Source organism: Streptococcus sp. OH4692_COT-348, from assembly GCF_003859975.1.
Taxonomy (GTDB): Bacteria; Bacillota; Bacilli; order Lactobacillales; family Streptococcaceae; genus Streptococcus.
In genome coordinates, this window is record NZ_RQZB01000001.1 from 91414 (window position 1) to 111388 (window position 19975).

Genomic DNA, 19975 nt, shown 5'->3' on the forward strand with positions numbered 1-19975 from the left:
ATTTACTTTTCACAAGGTATCCGCCTCTAAACTATCTCATTTTATTGTCTTTTTCCGTGACAGTTTTTAAACTTCTTACCAGAACCACATGGGCAAAGTTCATTCCGTCCAATCTGGCTCAAATCCAAATCTTCTGGCATATTTGCTTGGTGGGCAGCGATATTGCGAGTCGCTGTTGTACTGATATGGTGTTCTGCTTGTGGTCTTTCTTGTTCATGAATTTGTGCTTTCATCATCAAGCGTGTCACATCAAACTCAATCGAACCAATCATGTCATTAAACATACGGAAACCTTCTGCCTGATACTCAACAACAGGGTTGTTCTGAGCATAACCACGAAGTCCAACCGCGTTACGCAATTGATCGAGGGCATCAATATGATCTGTCCACTTGTTATCTACCACTCGTAGAATCAAGACTTTTTGGAATTCTTTAACTGCTTCTTCATCGCGTAGTTTTGAAACCTGACTATCATAAACCTTCAAGGCACGTTGGAAGAGCTCTTCCTTGATGGCCTTATCAGACAAGCCTGACAAGTCTTCCAACGTAATAGAATCTTCTGGAAGCAAGTTGTACTTAGCAAAGTTCAAAATTGCTTCTAGTTTTTCATCTTGTTTTGCACGCGCATGACCATCAACGACACGACCAATCGTGCGTTTGATCATTGACTGAATTTCAGGTGCCAAGTCACGGTCTGCAGTGATAACATCGTAACGTTGAGCGTAGATAATCTCACGTTGTTCACGCATGACATCATCGTATTGAAGGACTTGTTTACGGGTATCGTAGTTATTTCCTTCGACACGTTTTTGAGCCGCTTCAACCTGACGTGTCAACATACGAGACTCAATGGCTTCATCAGACATATTAAGACGTTCGAAGACACCTTTCAGACGCTCAGAACCAAAACGTTTCATCAAATCATCTTCAAGAGATAGGTAGAATTGTGACTCACCTGGGTCTCCTTGACGACCTGAACGTCCACGAAGCTGGTTATCGATACGACGGCTTTCATGGCGTTCTGTACCAATCACACAAAGTCCTCCAAGTTCACGAACTCCTTCACCAAGCTTGATGTCGGTACCACGACCGGCCATGTTAGTCGCAATGGTAACAGCACCACGTTGACCAGCATTCATGATGATTTGGGCTTCTTTATAATGGTTTTTGGCATTCAAGACTTCGTGAGGAACACCAGCTGCGACCAATTTCTTAGAAATGTAGTCACTGGTTTCAACTGCTACTGTACCAACCAAGACAGGTTGACCTTTTTGGTAACGAGCCTTAACATCTTCGACAACCGCCTTAAACTTAGCTTCAATACTAGCAAAAAGTAAGTCTGGATGGTCAATACGCTGAACAGGACGGTTGGTTGGGATTGGAATAACACGAATGTTGTAAATTTCACGGAATTCTTCTTCCTCGGTCTTACCTGTACCCGTCATTCCAGACAATTTCTTGTACATACGGAAAAGGTTTTGGTAAGTGATTGAGGCAGATGTCTTGGTTTCATCCTGAATTGGCACACCTTCTTTGGCTTCAATAGCTTGGTGTAAGCCATCAGAATAACGACGACCTTCCATGGTACGACCTGTAAATTGGTCGACAATCAAAATTTCTTGTTCTTCGCTCACCACATAGTCAATATCGAGAAGCATGATGTAGTTGGCACGAAGGGCATTATCGATAAAGTGAGTCAGAGCTACATTTTCGATGTCATAGAGATTTTCAAGTTTGAAGTAGCTTTCAGCCTTGTCAATCCCTGAATCAGACAAACCAATAGTCTTAGACTGCACATCGATGATGTAGTCGTCTTTGTCCAAAGATTTTACATAGTGGTCTGCCATGTGGTAGAGCTGACTAGTTTCAACCGCATTAGCACCTGATACGATCAAAGGTGTACGGGCCTCGTCAATCAAGATTGAGTCAACCTCATCGACCAAGGCATAGTTGAGCGGACGTTGTACCATGTTTTCAGCACGAACGACCATATTATCACGAAGGTAGTCAAATCCGATTTCCGAGTTGGTTGAGTAAGTGATATCACACTCATAGGCTTCTTTTTTCTCCATCGGAGATTTGGCAGCCAAGTTAATCCCTACTGACAAGCCAAGCCATGAGTACAATTCACCCATCTCAGTCGCGTCACGCTCTGATAGGTATTCATTGACCGTAACTACGTGAACCCCTTTACCTGAAAGGGCGTTGAGGTATACGGGCATGGTCGCAGTCAAGGTTTTCCCTTCCCCTGTACGCATCTCTGGCACGTCACCATGGTGAAGAACGATTCCCCCCATGACCTGAACTTTATATGGGAAGAGACCTAGGACACGTTTGGCACCTTCACGGACAACCGCAAATGCTTCATAAAGTAATGAATCCAGTGATTCTCCATTTTGATAACGTTCTTTAAATTCAACTGTTTTTGCTTTTAGTTGGTCATCAGTCAAAGCAGCCATTTGGTCTTCGTATTTGAAAACCTTGTCAGCCATCTTTTCCAGACGACGGATTTCTCCTTTATCATTTTCGATAATTGTTTTTAAAATATTAGCCATGTTTTTCCTTACTTTAAATTCCGAATATTTTAGAATGTTCTTTTAATTTTAGCACAATTACTGATTATTTTCAAGGAAGAATCCCCATTTTGAAAAGGAAAAAGAGGCTAGTTTCCAAGCTAACCTCTCTGATTTTTATGATACTTTAATTGCCAAAAATCGGCAAAATAGCAAATAGGATAAATAGGTTAATCCAAAGAGAAAGACAGCAGATCAGTCCAAAAACAAAGAGACTGACTTTCTTGGACAGCAAGGCCATCAAAATGGACAGAATGCCAAAAACTAGCAAGACTTTCTGTATGATGAAGAGGTCAATCTTCCCCCCCAGAATCGGACTGCCCCAAGGAAGAAAGAAGAAAGCAATCCAGATCAACAGAACTAAACCAATATAGACCTTAGAATAGCGTGTAATAAATGATTTTAGATGTGCCATAAGCCACCTCCTATAAATAAAAACCGATATAAATCAATACCTTTCCCCCTTAGACTTTCCTAACTCCTTTCTTAGTCTAAGCATGTTTTTGAAAAAGATATAATCTAACCAGTCACTGCCTAGTGATAAGACTATCAAAAGCAATCCAACACCCCAAGCACTAGCATCTGATTCATGATTTAGAACAAAAGGGAAAAATAAGAATGAAAAAATTGTCATATCCAAGCTAAACAGAGCTAAAAGGGAAATATAAATCCAGTAAAAATAGTATAAGATTGGGAAAATTTTACTGTTTCTGTCAGCATTGTCTATCCAATAGAAAAAATAAAAACAAGGAAATAAGAGTATCAAATGAAACCAATTAAAGGACAGTTTCATCATCGACACCTCCTCTTTAAAATTGTTTTCTTTAGTTTCGTTCTATTAAATGTTATTACCAATATAAATCAATGCCTTCCACATTTAGACTTCTCTAACTCCTTTCTTAGTCTAAGCATTTTTTGGGAGAAGATATAGATTAACCAATCACTGGCAAAAGCGATAAGTAAAAGTAATAGCCAGATACCCCAAGACCTGATATCTGTCCAATTTTTTAAAAGTATAGTGATAAAAAAGATTGAAACAACTGCCATGAATATCCCAAGTAAGGCAAAGATCGGAAAATAAAACCAGTAAAAATAGTAAAATATTGGGAAAAATTTACTATTTCTGTTGGCCTTTTCAATCCAGCTGAAAAAGTAAAACCAGGGAAATAGGATTATCAATTTAAACAAATGTTTCATCACCAGCCCCCTTTTATTTGATAGCGTTTTCTTCACCTTCATTCTATCAAAAAAATCTGGAAATGTCATTCCAGATTCTACTTTTTTATTTACGTTTTCTTGCGATGAGATGGATTGGTGTTCCTTCAAAGACAAAGGCCTTGCGGATTTGATTTTCCAAGAAACGTAGGTAAGAAAAGTGCATAAGTTCTTCTTCATTGACAAAGATGACAAAGGTTGGTGGTTTGGTTGCCACTTGGGTCGCATAGAAAATCTTAAGGCGTTTTCCTTTGTCTGTCGGTGTTGGGTTGATGGCAATAGCATCCATAATAACATCGTTCAAGACAGCTGATGGGATACGTGTGTTTTGACTTTCGCTGATTTGCTTAATCATCTCAGGCAGTTTGTGGAGACGTTGCTTGGTCAAGGCTGATACAAAGATAATCGGTGCGTAAGGCAGGTATTGGAACTGCTCACGGATATCTTCTTCCCAGTTTTTCATGGTGTGGTTGTCTTTTTCAAGCGTATCCCACTTGTTGACCACGATAATCATCCCTTTACCAGCTTCATGGGCAAATCCTGCGATACGCTTGTCGTATTCACGGATACCCTCTTCAGCATTGATGACCATCAAGACCACATCTGAACGGTCAATAGCTCGCATAGCACGCATAACAGAGTATTTCTCAGTATTTTCATAAACCTTACCAGACTTACGCATACCAGCCGTATCAATCATGGTAAACTCTTGACCATCTGTATCTGTAAAGTGGGTATCAATGGCGTCACGCGTTGTTCCAGCAACAGGACTAGCAATGACACGATCTTCTCCCAAAATAGCATTGATCAAGCTTGATTTTCCAACGTTTGGACGACCAATCAGGCTAAACTTAATCACATCTGGATTTTCTTCTTCATATTCATTTGGAAGATTTTCTACGATGGCATCTAGCACATCCCCTGTACCGATACCATGGACAGATGAGATAGGCAGGGGTTCACCCAAACCGAGGGCATAGAAATCATAGATATCATTTCGCATCTCAGGGTTGTCCACCTTGTTGACTGCGAGGATAACTGGTTTGTGGGTCTTATAAAGTTTACGGGCTACGTATTCGTCCGCATCGGTAATTCCTTCCTTACCAGACACGACAAAGACGATAACATCTGCTTCTTCCATGGCAATTTCTGCCTGGTGCTTGATTTGTTCCATAAAAGGAGCATCGACATCATCGATTCCTCCTGTATCAATCATGCTAAACGAACGATTGAGCCACTCACCCGTTGCATAGATACGGTCACGTGTCACTCCTTCGACATCTTCTACAATGGAGATTCGCTCACCAGCGATCCGATTAAATAGGGTTGATTTCCCAACATTGGGACGTCCTACAATGGCAATAGTTGGTAGGGCCATAATTTCTCACTTTCTACAATAACTTCTTCTGTTCAAGATTTTTTCTAGTTGAGCTTGGTTCAGCTTGACCAAACTGTTCTGCTAGACGCTGACTCCAGCTTGTGGTCGCACGCGCCCCAGCATAGTCCGCCTGTACACGGTCATAAGCCTCAATCACATCAACTGTTTGTTCCTGATATTCTTCCTCAAACACCACTTGATTCAATGGCAATCGAGGTTTGACTTCATGTTCTTCATTTGGCACACCTAGTGCCATCCCAAAGACAGGATAGGTGTAGTCAGGCAGGTTAAAGAGCTCTGCCACTTCTTCTGACTTATAACGCACCAAGCCAATGATGACACCTCCATAGCCCAAACTTTCAGCTGCCAGCAGGGCATTTTGACCAGCAAGAGCTGCATCGACCGAACTAATAAAGAGGCCTTCCACACCTTGGGGTTGGAATGAGTCTGTATGAAGACGAGCTCCCTTTTCCGCTCGGTTCAAATCTCCGACAAAGAGAAGAAAGACAGCTGACTGGCGAATGGCTTCTTGAGGCACCAATTCATACAAGGCATCCTTCTTCTCTTGACTTCGCACCACAATCACAGAGTAGGATTGGAAATTCTTCCAAGACGAGGCCATCTGGGCTGCTGTCAGGATTTCAGTTAAGTCTTCCTGAGGAAGGGCTTGCTCCTTAAATCTTCGCACTGAAGTGTGAGCCTTCATTAATTTAATTGTTTCTGTCATCGACGGTTCACTCCTTCTAAACGAGTCTCCTCAGCCAAATAACGAATGCGTTCCATGACCCGTCTGGCTTCCCAGGTTTCGTCATTTCCATTTTTCCCTTTAGCGAAATGCTTCTCCAAATCTTCAAAGTTGAAGTTAGAGGTGAAAAAGGTTGGTAAATCTTCCTGCATCCGATATTGGAGAATGACCTGCAGGATTTCGTCACGCACCCAAGGCGTTGATTGCTCGGCACCAATATCATCTAAAATCAGGACTTCAGCCAGTTTAATCTCATCCACCAAGGTCTTAACATTGCCATCACTGATGGCATTTTTGGCATCAATGACAAAGCTAGGATAGTGGAGGAGAGTGGATGAAACACCACGTTTTTCTGATAAATCATGGGCTAAGGCAGCCACCATGAAACTTTTACCCACACCAAAGTCTCCATATAAGTAAAGACCTTTTTGAATAGCTGGATATTGCTCCACGAAGGCTAATAGATTTTCAAAAACTGGCAAGCGCCCCAAATCATCCAAGTCTACTTGAGCCAAACTAGCTTTCTTGAGACTGGCTGGCAGATTAATTAACTTGAGACGGTTCTTAATAGCCGCTTCTTTTTCCGCCGCGATTAGTTCAGGAGTTTCTTCATAAGAAACATCCGCATAGCCATGATTCATGACCAAAATAGGCTTGTAGCCTTTGGCAATATAATCCGTATCACCACGAAGAAACTTGTCACGCTCGGTGATGTACTGATTAAACTTGGAGATACTGCGATTTAATTCCTCTGGAGTCAGGGATTCTTGCTGGATAAAGGCCGCAACATCAGGGTCCTTCATGATTTTCTGGACCAAATCTTGATAGTGAAAACGGCTAGGTTGACGTTTGAGTACGTCTCCGACACTTTCCATCTAATCTCCTCCTTTTTCTAATCGAGCTAATAGTTCTTGTTTCTTACGTTCTAATTCCAGACGAGTTTCTTCGCTGGTTTCATTCTTATAATCTGGATTGCTCCACTTGGGCACATTGGACTTAGCAGGGCTGGGTTTACTACTTTTTTGAGCCTGGCTCTTCTGACCACGCTCACGAATTCGCAAGACTGCCTCTTCTGCCGAATGTATCTTTTGATAGGCATAGTCATTGGCTACTTTCATGGCATATTTCTCATTGATATTTGCCGAATCCACCTTATTAAAGGTCAATAAGAGAATAATATTGATGACTTCATCCAGCAAGCCCAAGCCAGCCATTTGTTGCAAGAGTTCTCTTTCTGTTTGGGTAATGGTCCCCTTGCGTGTTTGCTTGATTTCTGCCAAGAACCGCAGGGCAGTTTTACTTTTGGCTTCCTTGATAATGGTTGCTTCCTTAGGACTAAAGTCAGAGGAAATCGGTTTTTGAGCAATTTTTTCCCGCATGCGTTTGGTTGAAATAACCTGGGAAACAGCTGTTGACTTGGCCAGTTGATAGGTTTCAAACCAAGTCCATTTCTTATCCTCAGCAATGGCAAAGAGGTTCAAGACATCGGACTGCTCATCCGCAAAGCGAAGTCCATCTCGAGCCATAAGCTGACGAAAATGGTCCAAGTCAAAATCGTTGGCCACTTTCTTCTTGATACCAAGGTCTTCTTGACTTCCTAGTTCTGCCAAGTCTGGAAAGACTTGATTGAGTGAGACAGGTATTTCTTCTCCCTCAGCACTTTCAACTTTTAAATCCTCCACAGCTGCATCGCCAATCTTTTTCTCCAAAAGTCTGCGATAAACAGGATGTTCCAAGAAGTCCTGACTCGAAAGTGGAGTATGGAGGGCTAGCTGATAAACGTCTCCCTTTTGATAGAGGGTTAAGAGATTAAAAGCAGATAAGATTTTCAATGATTTTATCAGTCTATCCATCCCAAAGTTGAGATGATTGAGGATACTTGAAAAAAGATACTCTTTTCTACCATTATCCCAAAAACTGATTGTATAAAGATAAAGGCTCAGTGCCTCCTGACCGATAATCGGGAGGTAGCACTGTACCAGAGATGAGGTATCTTGCGACACCCGATTATTCTTTAGATAAGAAAAACGGTCAATTGGCTTCATTTATCTTTCCTTTTTCTTTTTAGAGGACTGGGTGATTTGTTGGAGCAAGCTCTCTAACTCACTGACATCCTTAAAACTACGATAGACACTGGCAAAACGTACATAGGTAATCTCATCCAACTCAGCCAACTCCTCCATGACGAGTGAACCAATGTCCTCACTTTGAATTTCATTTTCATTTCGACCACGGAGTTTCTGTTCGATACGATTGACTACCATGTTGATTTCATCACTTGACACAGGACGTTTCTGGGCTGAGCGGATAATCCCATTAAAGATTTTATCTCTGGAGAATTGTTCCCGTGTGCCATCTTTTTTAACAACCACTAAGGTTCTTTCTTCTACTCGTTCGTAGGTTGTAAAACGGTGCTGGCATTCATCGCACTCACGTCTTCTACGAATGGTATTCCCTTCTTCTGCTTGGCGACTATCGATAACACTTGACTTGGTAGCCCCACATTTTGGACAACGCATCCTTTCCCTCCTTATCGTTTTCTTTTCATTATACCATTTTTTAAACGATTCCCAAAACAATTCTTCTTTTTTGCTTGACAAGTTTTTTATTTTGTTGTATTATTTAATTAAGACAAAAGGATAAAAAAAGGAGACCAAGATGTCCTGGACATTTGACAACAAAAAACCCATCTATTTACAGATTATGGAGAAAATCAAGCTTCAGATTGTTTCCCATACACTGGAACCCAATCAGCAACTTCCAACCGTGAGAGAGCTGGCTAGCGAGGCTGGTGTCAATCCAAACACCATCCAAAGAGCCTTGTCAGACCTTGAACGAGAAGGATTTGTCTACAGCAAGCGAACAACTGGACGATTTGTGACTGAGGATAAGAAGCTAATCGCCCAATCACGCAAACAATTATCGGAAGAAGAATTGGAACACTTCGTTTCCTCCATGACCCATTTTGGCTATGAAAAAGAAGAACTACCAGGCGTAGTCAGTGATTATATTAAAGGAGTTTAAGCCTATGTCATTACTAGCATTTGAAAATGTATCCAAATCTTATGGAGCAACCCCAGCCCTTGAAAATGTTTCCCTTGACATCCCAGCTGGAAAAATTGTCGGTCTTCTTGGGCCAAACGGCTCAGGAAAAACAACCTTGATTAAACTAATCAATGGCCTCTTGCAACCAGATCAAGGACGTGTCCTTATCAACGACATGGACCCAAGCCCAGCAACCAAGGCTATCGTGGCTTATTTGCCTGATACGACCTATCTCAATGAACAAATGAAGGTCAAAGAAGCCCTAACCTACTTCAAGACCTTCTATAAAGATTTCAATCTTGAACGCGCCCATCATCTACTTGCTGACCTAGGTATTGATGAAAATAGTCGTCTCAAGAAACTATCAAAAGGGAATAAGGAAAAGGTACAACTGATTTTGGTTATGAGCCGTGATGCCCGTCTATACGTTCTGGATGAACCCATTGGAGGGGTTGACCCTGCTGCCCGTGAGTATATCCTCAATACCATCATCAACAACTACTCCCCAACTTCTACCGTTTTGATTTCTACCCACTTGATTTCTGATATCGAACCAATCTTGGATGAAATTGTCTTCCTCAAAGACGGAAAAGTCGTCCGTCAAGGAAATGTAGATGATATTCGCTATGAGTCAGGTGAATCCATTGACCAACTCTTCCGTCAGGAATTTAAGGCCTAAGCAAAGGAGATTATTATGTTTTGGAATTTAGTTCGCTACGAATTTAAAAATGTTAACAAGTGGTATTTAGCCCTCTACGCTGCTGTTCTCTTCCTCTCTGTTCTTATTGGAATTCAGACACAATCCTTAATAAAATTACCTGAAAAAAATCTATCTGTTCTACTTGTTTTTCTATCTACTGTCTTTGGTGGTTTGATGGTTACACTTGTGATTTCAACTATCTTCTTGATTATTAAACGATTCAAAGGAAGTGTCTATGACCGACAAGGCTATCTGACTTTAACCTTGCCAGTTTCTGAACACCATATCATCACAGCCAAACTAATCGGTGCCTTTATCTGGTCGTTGATTAGCACTGCTGTCTTACTCCTATGTGTCTATATTATCTTATTGTCAACAAATTCTGATGAAGTTCAACTTTCTACTCTTCTCTCATTTGTGGGAGAACATTTTACCGGCTTTAGTCTTACTGTCTTATCCTTCCTACTAAATACCATTTCTGGAATCCTCTGCATCTACTTGGCCATTTCCATTGGACAACTATTCAATGAATACCGTACAGCACTCGCTGTTGCAGCCTACATTGGTATCCAAATCGTCATTGGAATTATAGAAGTCTTCTTCAATACCAGTACTAACTTCTATATCAATTCACTTGCAGGATTTAATGATAATTTCTATATGGGAGCAAGCATAGGCATTGTTGAAGAACTCATTTTCATAGCTATCTTTTACCTCGGAACCTACTACATCTTGAGAAACAAGGTTAATTTGCAATAGTTTCATAATCAAAAAGGATAACATCTCATCGCAGAGAGGCTATCCTTTTTCTTTTATCTCATTTTCTGTCTAACTTTATCTTACAGACGGATCATTCTAACCAATTAATACTCTTCGAAAATCAAATTTAAACTACGTCAGCTTCACCTTGCCGTATATATGTTACTGACTTCGTCAGTTCTATCTACAACCTCAAAACACTGTTTTGAGCAACCTGCGGCTAGCTTCCTAGTTTGCTCTTTGATTTTCATTGAGTATAAATAACAAAATCTGATTTAAAGGTCTTGTTTAATTTCTCTATTGTGTCACTATCATTATATTCCTTACATATTCTCAAAGCTTTGGAACATTCTTTTTTACCTAACTCTACTTGATTCGTTTTTATGAGATAAATACCTTTTAAAAAAAGCAAATAATTCTTTTCAAAATAATATCCTTGTCTGGTAAGTAAATTTTCTAAATCATCTATAAAAAATTGAGCGCTATCTAACAAATTATTTTTTAATAATAATTCTAAATTAAATAAATATACAGGAATTACTCTATGTGTTCCCATATCTGTTTTTAAAAAATGTCGTGTTTTCTTGATTACCACTCTATATAGTAAACTTATGGTTTTAGTGTTCATAAAAAACACCGAATTATAAAAAATTTTTAGTTCATACTCCATCCAAGTATCTACCGAAAGCAAATACTTGATTATCTCATTGCATTTAGATGTATTATAAGGAAGATTTGCAAGCCGATTAATCTGTTGTTCAGCAATCAATTTTATGTGAAAATTGCATAAACTTTTCCCCTGCTTTTGTTTTAACTCTATTTTATCCACTAATTCTTGAAGTAGAAATATATCTGAAGAGTTCACAGCATGTTCTAATTCTTCAAAAAAACATTCTTTTTTGGAATAATAGCAATGAACTAATTCTTCAAATTCCGAAAATGATATTCCAAGACGATTTAATAACATGTAAAAATGATCAATAGATAATTTTGTAATGCCATTTTCGAAACGAGAAATGGTTGACTCACTAATCTTATCACAAGCTAAATCTTTAAGACGAAAATTTTTTGAAATACGAATATCCTTTAAAACTGCTCCAAAATTTTCCATACTATTCCTCTTCCATTTCTGCAAAAAATAAAACCTGTTTTTTCATTTATGATATGATTATATCAAAAATAAAAAAGAAAGGACAATCATATCATGAAAAAAAATGTTATTGTCAACAGTTTCTTTACTTAGCCCAGTGTCAACACTAGCAGTAAATAGTCCAGTTTCTGCTCAAGAATCTATCTTTCTCAAGGCTTATAGTCACTCTAATGGTTGTTGGTGGTATAAACATTCTAACGGTTCTTACACTAGAAACGGATGGAAAACATCAATGAAACCCTGTACTATTTTGATAGTAAGGGTTGGATGAAGACAGGTCGGCACAATATCGGAGACGATACCTATTTCTTTGCTACTAGTGGAGAAAGACAAACGATTAATCGTCGGGCTTTAGTTCTTGGTGAAACATCAACGAGAGCAGTGCCTATCGAAGATGTTAATGCTATGGAAAAGGTATTTAATAACCAAGACTTTAGCGAAGTTGTTCGATTCCCAGATAAAACTAAGTCCGAGATTATTGCAAAAATGGAAGAGCTTTTCAAATCTTCTAACGAAAGCGATGTGAACTATCTTTACCTTACCTGTCATGGAGGAGAAGATGGGACGATAGCCATTGGTAGCGATGGTCAGACATTCTCAGGCTGGGAATTGGCATCTCTACTGAAACAATATAAAGGTAAGTTTGTGGTTATGCTGGATTGTTGCTATTCAGGAACAATTATAGATGTAGGTAAGCCAGACAAAAAGGTTGCCTCCAAGTCTGAAGAAAGATTTGATGAACAAGCATTTTTGGCAGGTTTCTCAACAGGAGATGTAGCAAGCAAGAATGGTGAAATGCTTGATTCTAAATTCCTCGTACTATGTGCCTCTTGGAAAGGTGAAAAATCGTATAGTTTAGTCGGAGTAGGTAGTCTTGCCACCAGATACTGGGCAATGGGTACAGGTTGGGATCCACTTCAAAATAGAATGATTTCGCCTATGGCAGACACCAATACTAACGGAAAAATCACTTTAGAGGAACTGTATCAATACTCTTATCCTCTAGTCCTTGAAGATGCATCACAAATTCACGAAGAGCAACATGTATCAGTTTATCCAAAAAACAGTCAATTTGTTTTATTCCAAAAATAAGGAGTTAAGAAAATGAAAGTATCAAAAAAAATCACATTATTTGGTTTGTCTCTAGCTGGTCTAGCTTTACTAGCTTTCCCTCATTCGGGAAAGGCCTTCGATCTTGAAGAAGAGTGGGTTATTAAGGGAGGCGTTAAGTATCAAGATGGCAAAATTCTTCGATTTAACAATGGCCATGAAGTGGATATCAAAGTCTTGGATTTACCAAAAACTGAGAAAATCGAGTGGACGGTCAGTCTCAATGGTCAAGATCAGACTGTCAATTTCCTAGGTCAAGAAAAGGACAAGTCTATGGTCGGTACAGAGGGGCGTTACCTTAATTTCTATGTACCTTATGGCTATAGAGGAGATATCAAGGTAGAAGCCAAGAGCGGAAATGAAGTAAAGACATGGTCCACTAAAGTAGTAGATGATGTATATAATGACGGTGGAAAGAGTGGTTACTTCCGTATTGACGAATCAAATGATCAATACACCTACCTTGATGCAAAATGGGACTATCAAACCAAGACCTACACTGCTATCTTACCAGAGACTATCAATGGTCAAAAAGTATTTGCTTGGGCAGACGACTATGAAGAATTGAAACTTCAAAAACCAGGAGTTATCAGTCATTCCTACAGGGGGGCAGGAGCCTTCAAAATACTTTATCCGATTGTAAAAGCAGAAAGCTGGCTAAAAAAGAATTACAGTGAAAAGTGGTACTATCAAAAACAAGGCCAATTAGTGCAGAACGATTGGGTTAAGGACAAGGGAACTTGGTACTTTATGAATGATAAAGGAGTTATGTTTAATCAAACATGGCTATACCAAGGTGGTAGCTGGTATGCCTTTAAATCATCAGGAGCTATGATTTCAGCTGATTGGTTATATGATAACGGCTCTTGGTATTACCTAAAAGACTCAGGTTCAATGGCAACAGGTTGGCTTAAAGATGGTGGCTCTTGGTATTACCTAAACAATTCAGGTTCAATGGCAACAGGCTGGGTGAAAGATAGCGGCTCTTGGTACTACCTAAAAGACTCAGGTGCTATGGCGACTGGTTGGGTCAAAGATGGCGGTCAATGGTACTATCTTGATTCAACTGGTAAGATGCTTCACAATACCTACACACCTGATGGTTACTATGTAGATGCCAGTGGCGCTTGGAAATAATCTAAAGTACACATTTTATTCCATCAGCTATTAGTGTACCTGCTCAGACTAAATGTTATCAAAGCTGCAAGAAAAATCTAGATAATAATACAAAAAGCGAATCGAAACAACAAATTCTGTTTTGTTCGCTTTTTGTTTTAATCTGTTACATTACGACATTGTCATTTAATTGTGTATCCCCACAAAATTTATACTCAATGAAAATAAAAGAGCAAACTAGGAAGCTAGCTGCAGGCTGCTCAAAACACTGTTTTGAGGTTGTAGATAAGACTGACGAACTCAGTCACATATATACGGTAAGGCGACGCTGACGTGGTTTGAAGAGATTTTCGAAGAGTACTAACTCAATATCAAACTGGCTACAATAGGGCTGACAAAGACATAGAGAATACCGGTGACACCGATAGCCAAGCCACCCATGGCTCCTGCTACAGAACCGTATCGAAAGGCTGTTCCTGTTCCGACTGCGTGACCTGTTCCTCCAAGGGAAAGACCAACAGCTACTGGGTCGTCAATTTTCAATAACTTCAAAAGGGTTGGGCCAATAACACTGGTTAAAATCCCAGTTGCCACTACAACCACCAAGGTCACAGTCGTCAAACCTTGCAATTTTTCTGTAATTCCTACTGCCATGGCGGTTGTCACTGACTTAGGAAAGAGAGAAATGGCTAAGAAAAAGTCCATGCCAAAAATCTTAGCCACAAGGGCTGTGAAAGAGGTATTGACAACTACGGCTAACAGACTTCCAAAAAGAATACTCCGAGCATGGTGCTTCATCAAGTGAAAACTCTTATAAAGCGGAATCCCTAGAGCCACGGTCGATGGGACAATCAAGTTGTTCAGATAAACCCCACCTTGGTAGTAATCTTGGTAAGAAATCCCCGTCACTTTTAGAAAGATGATAATGAAAACAGCTGACAAAAGCAAGGGCGTTGTCAATGGATGGGGAAAACGTCTGTAAATCAGCATTCCCATTAGATAAGCTAGGATAGACAGGGCAAGCCCAAACAGGGGATTGGAAACAAATTCACTCATTTGGCATCTCCTTTCTCATAATCTCCCTCAAACCGTCTCTTGATAAACTGAACTACCAAGGCTATGAGGATAATATTGATGACTGCTGCAAAAAAGACAATCAAAACAATGGGCAAAAGATAGGGAGCAATCACATCAAACTTCTCCATGATTCCCACTGCTGGCGGCAAAAAGAGAATGGTCATATTGGCCAGCAAGAAATTCCCCACCATGTTAACATGCCTAGTTCTCAGCCACTTGAATTGTAGGGCTAGAAAGAGAATAATTAACCCGATAATACTGCCTGGGATGGGCAAATGAAAGAAACTAGAGATCCCCTCTCCGATTAGAGAAATCACAAAGAGAATCATTAATTGAACATATAATTTCATCCTAAACTCCACGAAATAGACTTCTTGCATACCAGTTTACTCTTTTTTCAGAAAATTTCAAGGAAATGCGCAAAAATTAATAAAAATAGGGAGAAAAGCGAATACAGACAATTAAAGACTTGTGAAAACAGGCATGATTTAGGATAAAAGATGCCAGCATCCTTCTTGCCAGCTCTTTTGAAAAGTAGTATAATTATTGCATGCGCAATCATCTTGTGATGCAGAGACTGTCCGTGAATGGACATTCTTCTATTTATAACTCTAAAAAGAAAGGAGATACTATGACCTATTTGGAAAAATGGTTTGACTTCAATCGGCGTCAAAAAGAAATTGAAAGTCTCTTGGAAGAGACTATTGCCCAGCAGAGCGAGCAAAGTCTAACCTTGAAAGAGTTCTACCTCCTCTACTACCTGGACTTGGCCCAAGAAAAATCTCTACGCCAGATTGACCTACCAGATAAGCTTCATCTGAGCCCGAGCGCTGTTTCTCGGATGGTGGCTCGCTTGGAAGCTAAAAATTGCGGTCTGCTTAGTCGCATGTGTTGTGATCAAGATAGACGCTCTAGCTTTATCTGCCTGACAAGTGATGGGCAAAAAACACTAGCCACACTACAAAAGGCTGTCGAAGAAAGCTTGGAAACTGGTTTGGATTTCTTGATTTAAGATGATTTTTTTAAAAAAAGTTGCGTGCGCAATCATTTTTCTTGACATTCTATTTTACAAGGAGTAAAATAAAGTCATCATTAAACAAAGGAGTTTTTAAAATGATTGAAATTACCTATCTAGATGCCAGCAAGAACGAAAGAACTGTAACGTTCGAATCTTATGAAGACTTTGATCGTTCACAACAAGCTTGTCTTATCGGCGTCGCAGACTACTACCCTGTTCAAAAATTGACTTACAACGGTCATGATTTGGACTACCATGGAACTTACGGAGATATCTTCTTCTATCTCAAGAAACAAGATTTAAGCCAATATAACTAAAAAAGGAGAAATACAATGGCAAAAGCAATTACAGATGCAACATTCGAACAAGAAACAAAAGACGGTTTGGTCTTGGTAGACTTCTGGGCAACTTGGTGTGGTCCATGTCGTATGCAAGGTCCAATCTTGGACAAATTATCTGAAGAACTTTCAGAAGATGTCTTGAAAATCGTTAAAATGGACGTTGATGAAAATCCAAACACAGCTCGTGCTTTTGGAATCATGTCTATCCCAACCCTTCTCTTCAAAAAAGACGGCCAAGTAGTCAAACAAGTTGCTGGTGTTCACACAGCAGAACAAATCAAGGCCATTGTTGCTGAATTGAGCTAATCACATTAGAGACCAAGTACTTGCTCTGGTCTCTTTTTTCTTGCCCTTTGCCATTTTTCAAAAAATATGCTAGACTGTATGTAGAATATTACGATGTTTGGGACATGCCATCGCTAAAAAAAACCTCTACTTGGTATTTTTTAGCTCCCTCAAGGGAGCTTTTTGCGTGCTCTGAACATTTCTCATTTCGGAAGGAGTACTATGAAACGTCAATCAGCCTTGGTCGTCTTTAGTGGCGGTCAAGATTCTACAACCTGCCTCTTTTGGGCTAAAGAACACTATGAAACGGTCGAAGCCGTCACCTTTGCCTACGGCCAACGCCATCATCTCGAAATTCAAGTCGCTAGAGAAATCGCCAAGGAACAGGGGATTCGTCATCATATCCTAGATATGTCTCTGCTGGGGCAAATCACTGAAAATGCCTTGACTTCTGATCTGGAGATTGAGCAAAAAGAGGGAGAGGTTCCCAATACCTTTGTTGACGGTCGCAACCACCTCTTTCTATCCTTTGCGGCAGTTCTTGCCAAACAACGGGGCATGAAAGATATCGTGACAGGTGTCTGCGAAACAGACTTCTCAGGCTACCCTGATTGTCGGGATGTCTTTGTCAAATCTCTTAATGTTACCCTCAACCTTGCTATGGAATACGACTTTGTTATCCAAACACCTCTCATGTGGCTAGACAAGGCTGAAACTTGGGAATTAGCCGACCAACTCGGTGCCTTTGACTATGTTCGTGAAAAGACCTTAACCTGCTACAACGGAATTATCGGGAGTGGCTGTGGAGATTGCCCAGCCTGCCACCTACGTCAGCATGGTCTAGATGTTTATCTCTCACAGAAAGGAGAGGCCTAATGTTTTTTGCACCTAAAGAAATCAAACAGGAAACTGGGGAGTCGCTTGTCTACAATCCTCACAGAACCTTGGTATCAAAAGAGTTTACTTTCGACGCTGCCCACCACCTCTTTCACTATGAGGGAAAATGCAAATCCCTGCACGGCCACACCTATCATTTGCAGATTGCTGTCAGTGGATTTTTAGATGAACGTGGCATGACCTACGATTTTGGAGACATCAAAGCTATATACAAGAACTACTTAGAGCCCCACTTGGATCATCGCTATCTAAACGAAACTCTTCCCTATATGAACACGACTGCTGAAAATATGGTTTACTGGATTTTCCAAACCATGAGTCAAGAGTTACCTGATGAGCGTGGTCTTCGTTTGGAATACGTTCGCCTCTATGAGACTCCGACTGCCTTTGCGGAGTTTAGACGGGAGTGGTTAGATGACTAGGGAACGTGTCCTCAAACTACCAGTTCTGGAAATTTTTGGCCCAACCTTTCAAGGCGAAGGCCGTGCAATCGGGCAGAAAACCATGTTTGTCCGCACTGCTGGTTGCGACTACCACTGCGACTGGTGCGATTCTGCCTTTACTTGGGATGGTTCTGAAAAACCAACTCGCATGACAGCTGACGAGGTCATTGCTGAGTTGGATAAATTAGGGAGCTACGACTATGTAACCCTATCTGGGGGAAATCCTGCTATCCTAGCAGCCAACATGGCTGAATTGGTCACTAAACTCAAGGAACGTGGTGTCACTCTGGCTGTTGAAACCCAAGGCTCCCGCTGGCAAAATTGGTTGAAAGACATCGACCAAGTCACTCTGAGTCCCAAACCTCCTTCATCCAAGATGGAAGTCAACTTTGAGACCTTGGATTTTGTCGTTTCCCAACTAGATTCAGACAAGGTCACCTTTAAAATTCCAGTCTTTGATGATGCTGATTTGGCCTTTGCCAAAGGCATTCAAGAGCGCTACCAACCAGATGTTCTCTTCTTATCGGCTGGAAATCCTGAGCCCAAGGCTACAGGAAATATTGTCCAAGACCAACTGGACCGCCTCAAAGAACTCTGGGAACGTGTCGCTGCTGACGATAGCTGGGGCAATGTCCGCGTCCTTCCTCAACTCCATACCCTCCTCTACGATAATCAACGTGGTGTTTAAGATTAGAAAGAAAAAATCATGTCACAACAAGAAGAAATGAAAAACTTAAGCCTACTAGGCAACAAAGAAACCAACTACATTTTCGAATATCAACCAGAGGTCCTCGAATCTTTTGATAATCGTCATGTGGAAAATGACTATTTCATCAAATTTAACTGTCCTGAATTTACCTCACTTTGCCCAATCACTGCTCAGCCAGACTTTGCGACGATTTATATTTCCTACATTCCTGACAAGCTCTGTGTCGAGTCAAAATCCCTCAAACTCTACCTCTTTAGCTACCGAAATCACGGAGATTTCCACGAAAACTGTATCAACACCATCGGGAAAGACTTGGTCAACTTGTTAGACCCTCGCTATTTGGAGGTTTGGGGAAAATTCACACCGCGCGGTGGCATCTCAATTGATCCCTACTACAACTACGGTAAGCCAGGAACTAAGTATGAAGGCTTGGCAGAACAACGCCTCTTCCAACACGACCTTTATCCAGAGAAAATTGACAACCGTTAAACTCATACTCAATGAAAATCAAAGAGCAAACTAAGAAGCTAGCCGCAGGTTACTAAAAGCACTGCTTTGAGGTTGTAGATAAGACTGACGAAGTCAGCTCAAAATACTATTTTGAGGTTGCAGATGGAAGCTGACGTGGTTTGAAGAGATTTTCGAAGAGTATCATACGAAAAAGCCCTGTTCCTCAAAATGAGGAGCAAGGCTTTTTAAGTTTCAATTATTCTTCTGTTCCAAGGAAGTTTTTAGCAACAAGGGCTGCAAGAACTCCACCAACGATTGGTGCAAGGATGAAAATCCAAACTTGTTTAAGAGATGCGCCACCTACCAAAACAGCTGGTGCCAAGCTACGGGCTGGATTTACTGAAAGCCCAGTAATGTTCAAGCCCACAAGAATCATCGCCATCAATGACAAACCGATTACCAAACCAGCAATCGCTCCATTGCCCTTGCTTGCTGATGTCACAGTCATGATAACCAAGACAAACAAGAAAGTTGCGATGACTTCAAACAAGAAACCACCAAAGACAGTGACTCCGTTTGCCAAGGCATTTTCACCAAGACTAGCAGTTGACATCCCTGAATTTGCCAAGAGGAAGAAGACAGCACCAGAAGCGATGAAAGCTCCAACTACTTGCCCAAGGATGTAGTTGACAAGTTCTGAAGATGACAAACGTTTGTTTACAAACATAGCGATCGAAACCGCTGGATTCAAGTGAGCACCTGAAACAGTTCCGATTGAGTAGGCTGCCACCACGATGGCTAAACCAAAGGCAAAGGCAATCCCTAGGTGTCCAAGGCCATCAAGACCATTTCCAAAAACAACAGCTCCAGTCCCAACGAACACAAGCATGAACGTACCGATTAACTCAGCAACAAATTTTTTCATTTTCTTTCTCCTTTTTTCAAAAACTAGATACTAGTCTAT

General features: G+C 40.6%; 25 protein-coding genes. 12 read left to right on the top strand and 13 right to left on the bottom strand.

Annotation, left to right across the window (positions count from 1 at the left end):
- Window positions 1–41: 41 nt before the first annotated feature.
- The 9 genes from secA to nrdR form a co-directional block, all read right to left on the bottom strand.
- The gene (secA, locus tag EII37_RS00395; protein ID WP_124787215.1) at window positions 42–2555 is read right to left on the bottom strand and encodes a preprotein translocase subunit SecA; all 2514 of its coding nucleotides are present in this window, start codon (window positions 2553–2555) and stop codon (window positions 42–44) included.
- Window positions 2556–2700: 145 nt separating this feature from the next.
- The gene (locus EII37_RS00400; RefSeq protein ID WP_185695925.1) at window positions 2701–2988 is read right to left on the bottom strand and encodes a hypothetical protein; all 288 of its coding nucleotides are present in this window, start codon (window positions 2986–2988) and stop codon (window positions 2701–2703) included.
- A gap of 33 nt (window positions 2989–3021) precedes the next feature.
- Window positions 3022–3369, bottom strand: coding sequence for a hypothetical protein (locus EII37_RS11270; RefSeq protein ID WP_124787216.1), 348 nt, complete (start codon window positions 3367–3369; stop codon window positions 3022–3024).
- A 65-nt stretch (window positions 3370–3434) separates the two neighbouring features.
- A complete protein-coding gene (locus EII37_RS11275) occupies window positions 3435–3770 on the bottom strand; it encodes a hypothetical protein (RefSeq protein ID WP_124787269.1) in 336 nt (111 codons plus the stop codon).
- A gap of 85 nt (window positions 3771–3855) precedes the next feature.
- Window positions 3856–5166, bottom strand: a complete 1311-nt coding sequence (der, locus tag EII37_RS00415; RefSeq protein WP_001207696.1) for a ribosome biogenesis GTPase Der — start codon at window positions 5164–5166, stop codon at window positions 3856–3858.
- 13 nt (window positions 5167–5179) lie between these two features.
- Window positions 5180–5893, bottom strand: a complete 714-nt coding sequence (locus EII37_RS00420; protein ID WP_124787217.1) for an NADPH-dependent oxidoreductase — start codon at window positions 5891–5893, stop codon at window positions 5180–5182.
- A complete protein-coding gene (dnaI, locus tag EII37_RS00425; protein WP_124787218.1) occupies window positions 5890–6786 on the bottom strand; it encodes a primosomal protein DnaI in 897 nt (298 codons plus the stop codon). Before dnaI ends, EII37_RS00420 begins: the two co-directional genes overlap by 4 nt.
- Entirely contained in the window at window positions 6787–7956 is a 1170-nt protein-coding gene (locus EII37_RS00430; protein ID WP_124787219.1) for a replication initiation and membrane attachment family protein, read from the bottom strand.
- Window positions 7957–8430 (bottom strand): transcriptional regulator NrdR, encoded by a 474-nt coding sequence (nrdR, locus tag EII37_RS00435; protein ID WP_001203672.1) that lies wholly within the window; start codon window positions 8428–8430, stop codon window positions 7957–7959. It abuts the gene before it with no gap.
- A gap of 139 nt (window positions 8431–8569) precedes the next feature.
- On the opposite strand from nrdR, the gene EII37_RS00440 reads away from it, so the two are divergent.
- Genes EII37_RS00440 through EII37_RS00450 form a run of 3 tightly spaced genes read left to right on the top strand, consistent with a single transcriptional unit; the run spans window position 8570 to window position 10415 of the window.
- Window positions 8570–8935 (top strand): GntR family transcriptional regulator, encoded by a 366-nt coding sequence (locus EII37_RS00440; protein ID WP_124787220.1) that lies wholly within the window; start codon window positions 8570–8572, stop codon window positions 8933–8935.
- Between the two features lie 4 nt (window positions 8936–8939).
- Window positions 8940–9635, top strand: coding sequence for an ABC transporter ATP-binding protein (locus EII37_RS00445; protein ID WP_000054197.1), 696 nt, complete (start codon window positions 8940–8942; stop codon window positions 9633–9635).
- 15 nt (window positions 9636–9650) lie between these two features.
- Window positions 9651–10415 (top strand): hypothetical protein, encoded by a 765-nt coding sequence (locus EII37_RS00450; RefSeq protein ID WP_124787221.1) that lies wholly within the window; start codon window positions 9651–9653, stop codon window positions 10413–10415.
- 247 nt (window positions 10416–10662) lie between these two features.
- On the opposite strand, the gene EII37_RS00455 is transcribed toward EII37_RS00450, so the two are convergent.
- Window positions 10663–11526 (bottom strand): helix-turn-helix domain-containing protein, encoded by an 864-nt coding sequence (locus EII37_RS00455; RefSeq protein ID WP_124787222.1) that lies wholly within the window; start codon window positions 11524–11526, stop codon window positions 10663–10665.
- A 258-nt stretch (window positions 11527–11784) separates the two neighbouring features.
- Between EII37_RS00455 and EII37_RS00460 the strand changes: the two genes are divergently transcribed.
- The gene (locus tag EII37_RS00460) at window positions 11785–12657 is read left to right on the top strand and encodes a caspase family protein (RefSeq protein ID WP_260424843.1); all 873 of its coding nucleotides are present in this window, start codon (window positions 11785–11787) and stop codon (window positions 12655–12657) included.
- A 12-nt stretch (window positions 12658–12669) separates the two neighbouring features.
- Window positions 12670–13812: an N-acetylmuramoyl-L-alanine amidase family protein gene (locus tag EII37_RS00465; RefSeq protein WP_185695926.1), complete on the top strand. Its 1143-nt coding sequence runs from the start codon at window positions 12670–12672 to the stop codon at window positions 13810–13812.
- A 339-nt stretch (window positions 13813–14151) separates the two neighbouring features.
- On the opposite strand, the gene EII37_RS00470 is transcribed toward EII37_RS00465, so the two are convergent.
- Together EII37_RS00470 and EII37_RS00475 are read right to left on the bottom strand one after the other, a co-directional pair.
- A complete protein-coding gene (locus EII37_RS00470; RefSeq protein WP_124787223.1) occupies window positions 14152–14847 on the bottom strand; it encodes an LrgB family protein in 696 nt (231 codons plus the stop codon).
- Entirely contained in the window at window positions 14844–15218 is a 375-nt protein-coding gene (locus EII37_RS00475; protein ID WP_000781325.1) for a CidA/LrgA family protein, read from the bottom strand. Before EII37_RS00475 ends, EII37_RS00470 begins: the two co-directional genes overlap by 4 nt.
- 281 nt (window positions 15219–15499) lie before the next feature.
- On the opposite strand from EII37_RS00475, the gene EII37_RS00480 reads away from it, so the two are divergent.
- From EII37_RS00480 to queF, 7 genes are all read left to right on the top strand, one after another.
- Entirely contained in the window at window positions 15500–15880 is a 381-nt protein-coding gene (locus EII37_RS00480) for a MarR family winged helix-turn-helix transcriptional regulator (RefSeq protein WP_042750621.1), read from the top strand.
- Between the two features lie 101 nt (window positions 15881–15981).
- Window positions 15982–16203, top strand: a complete 222-nt coding sequence (locus EII37_RS00485) for a DUF4649 family protein (RefSeq protein ID WP_000570255.1) — start codon at window positions 15982–15984, stop codon at window positions 16201–16203.
- 15 nt (window positions 16204–16218) lie between these two features.
- Window positions 16219–16533 (top strand): thioredoxin, encoded by a 315-nt coding sequence (gene trxA, locus EII37_RS00490; protein WP_001029581.1) that lies wholly within the window; start codon window positions 16219–16221, stop codon window positions 16531–16533.
- Between the two features lie 201 nt (window positions 16534–16734).
- Window positions 16735–17388, top strand: coding sequence for a 7-cyano-7-deazaguanine synthase QueC (gene queC / locus EII37_RS00495; RefSeq protein WP_124787224.1), 654 nt, complete (start codon window positions 16735–16737; stop codon window positions 17386–17388).
- Window positions 17388–17831, top strand: coding sequence for a 6-carboxytetrahydropterin synthase QueD (gene queD / locus EII37_RS00500; RefSeq protein ID WP_000464575.1), 444 nt, complete (start codon window positions 17388–17390; stop codon window positions 17829–17831). Before queC ends, queD begins: the two co-directional genes overlap by 1 nt.
- A complete protein-coding gene (gene queE / locus EII37_RS00505) occupies window positions 17824–18540 on the top strand; it encodes a 7-carboxy-7-deazaguanine synthase QueE (RefSeq protein ID WP_124787225.1) in 717 nt (238 codons plus the stop codon). Before queD ends, queE begins: the two co-directional genes overlap by 8 nt.
- 18 nt (window positions 18541–18558) lie before the next feature.
- Complete coding sequence (gene queF / locus EII37_RS00510) at window positions 18559–19050, top strand: preQ(1) synthase (RefSeq protein ID WP_000082587.1); 492 nt, start codon at window positions 18559–18561, stop codon at window positions 19048–19050.
- A gap of 217 nt (window positions 19051–19267) precedes the next feature.
- Here queF and EII37_RS00515 read toward each other — a convergent pair whose 3' ends face one another.
- The gene (locus EII37_RS00515; RefSeq protein WP_124787226.1) at window positions 19268–19936 is read right to left on the bottom strand and encodes an MIP/aquaporin family protein; all 669 of its coding nucleotides are present in this window, start codon (window positions 19934–19936) and stop codon (window positions 19268–19270) included.
- Window positions 19937–19975 lie beyond the last annotated feature (39 nt).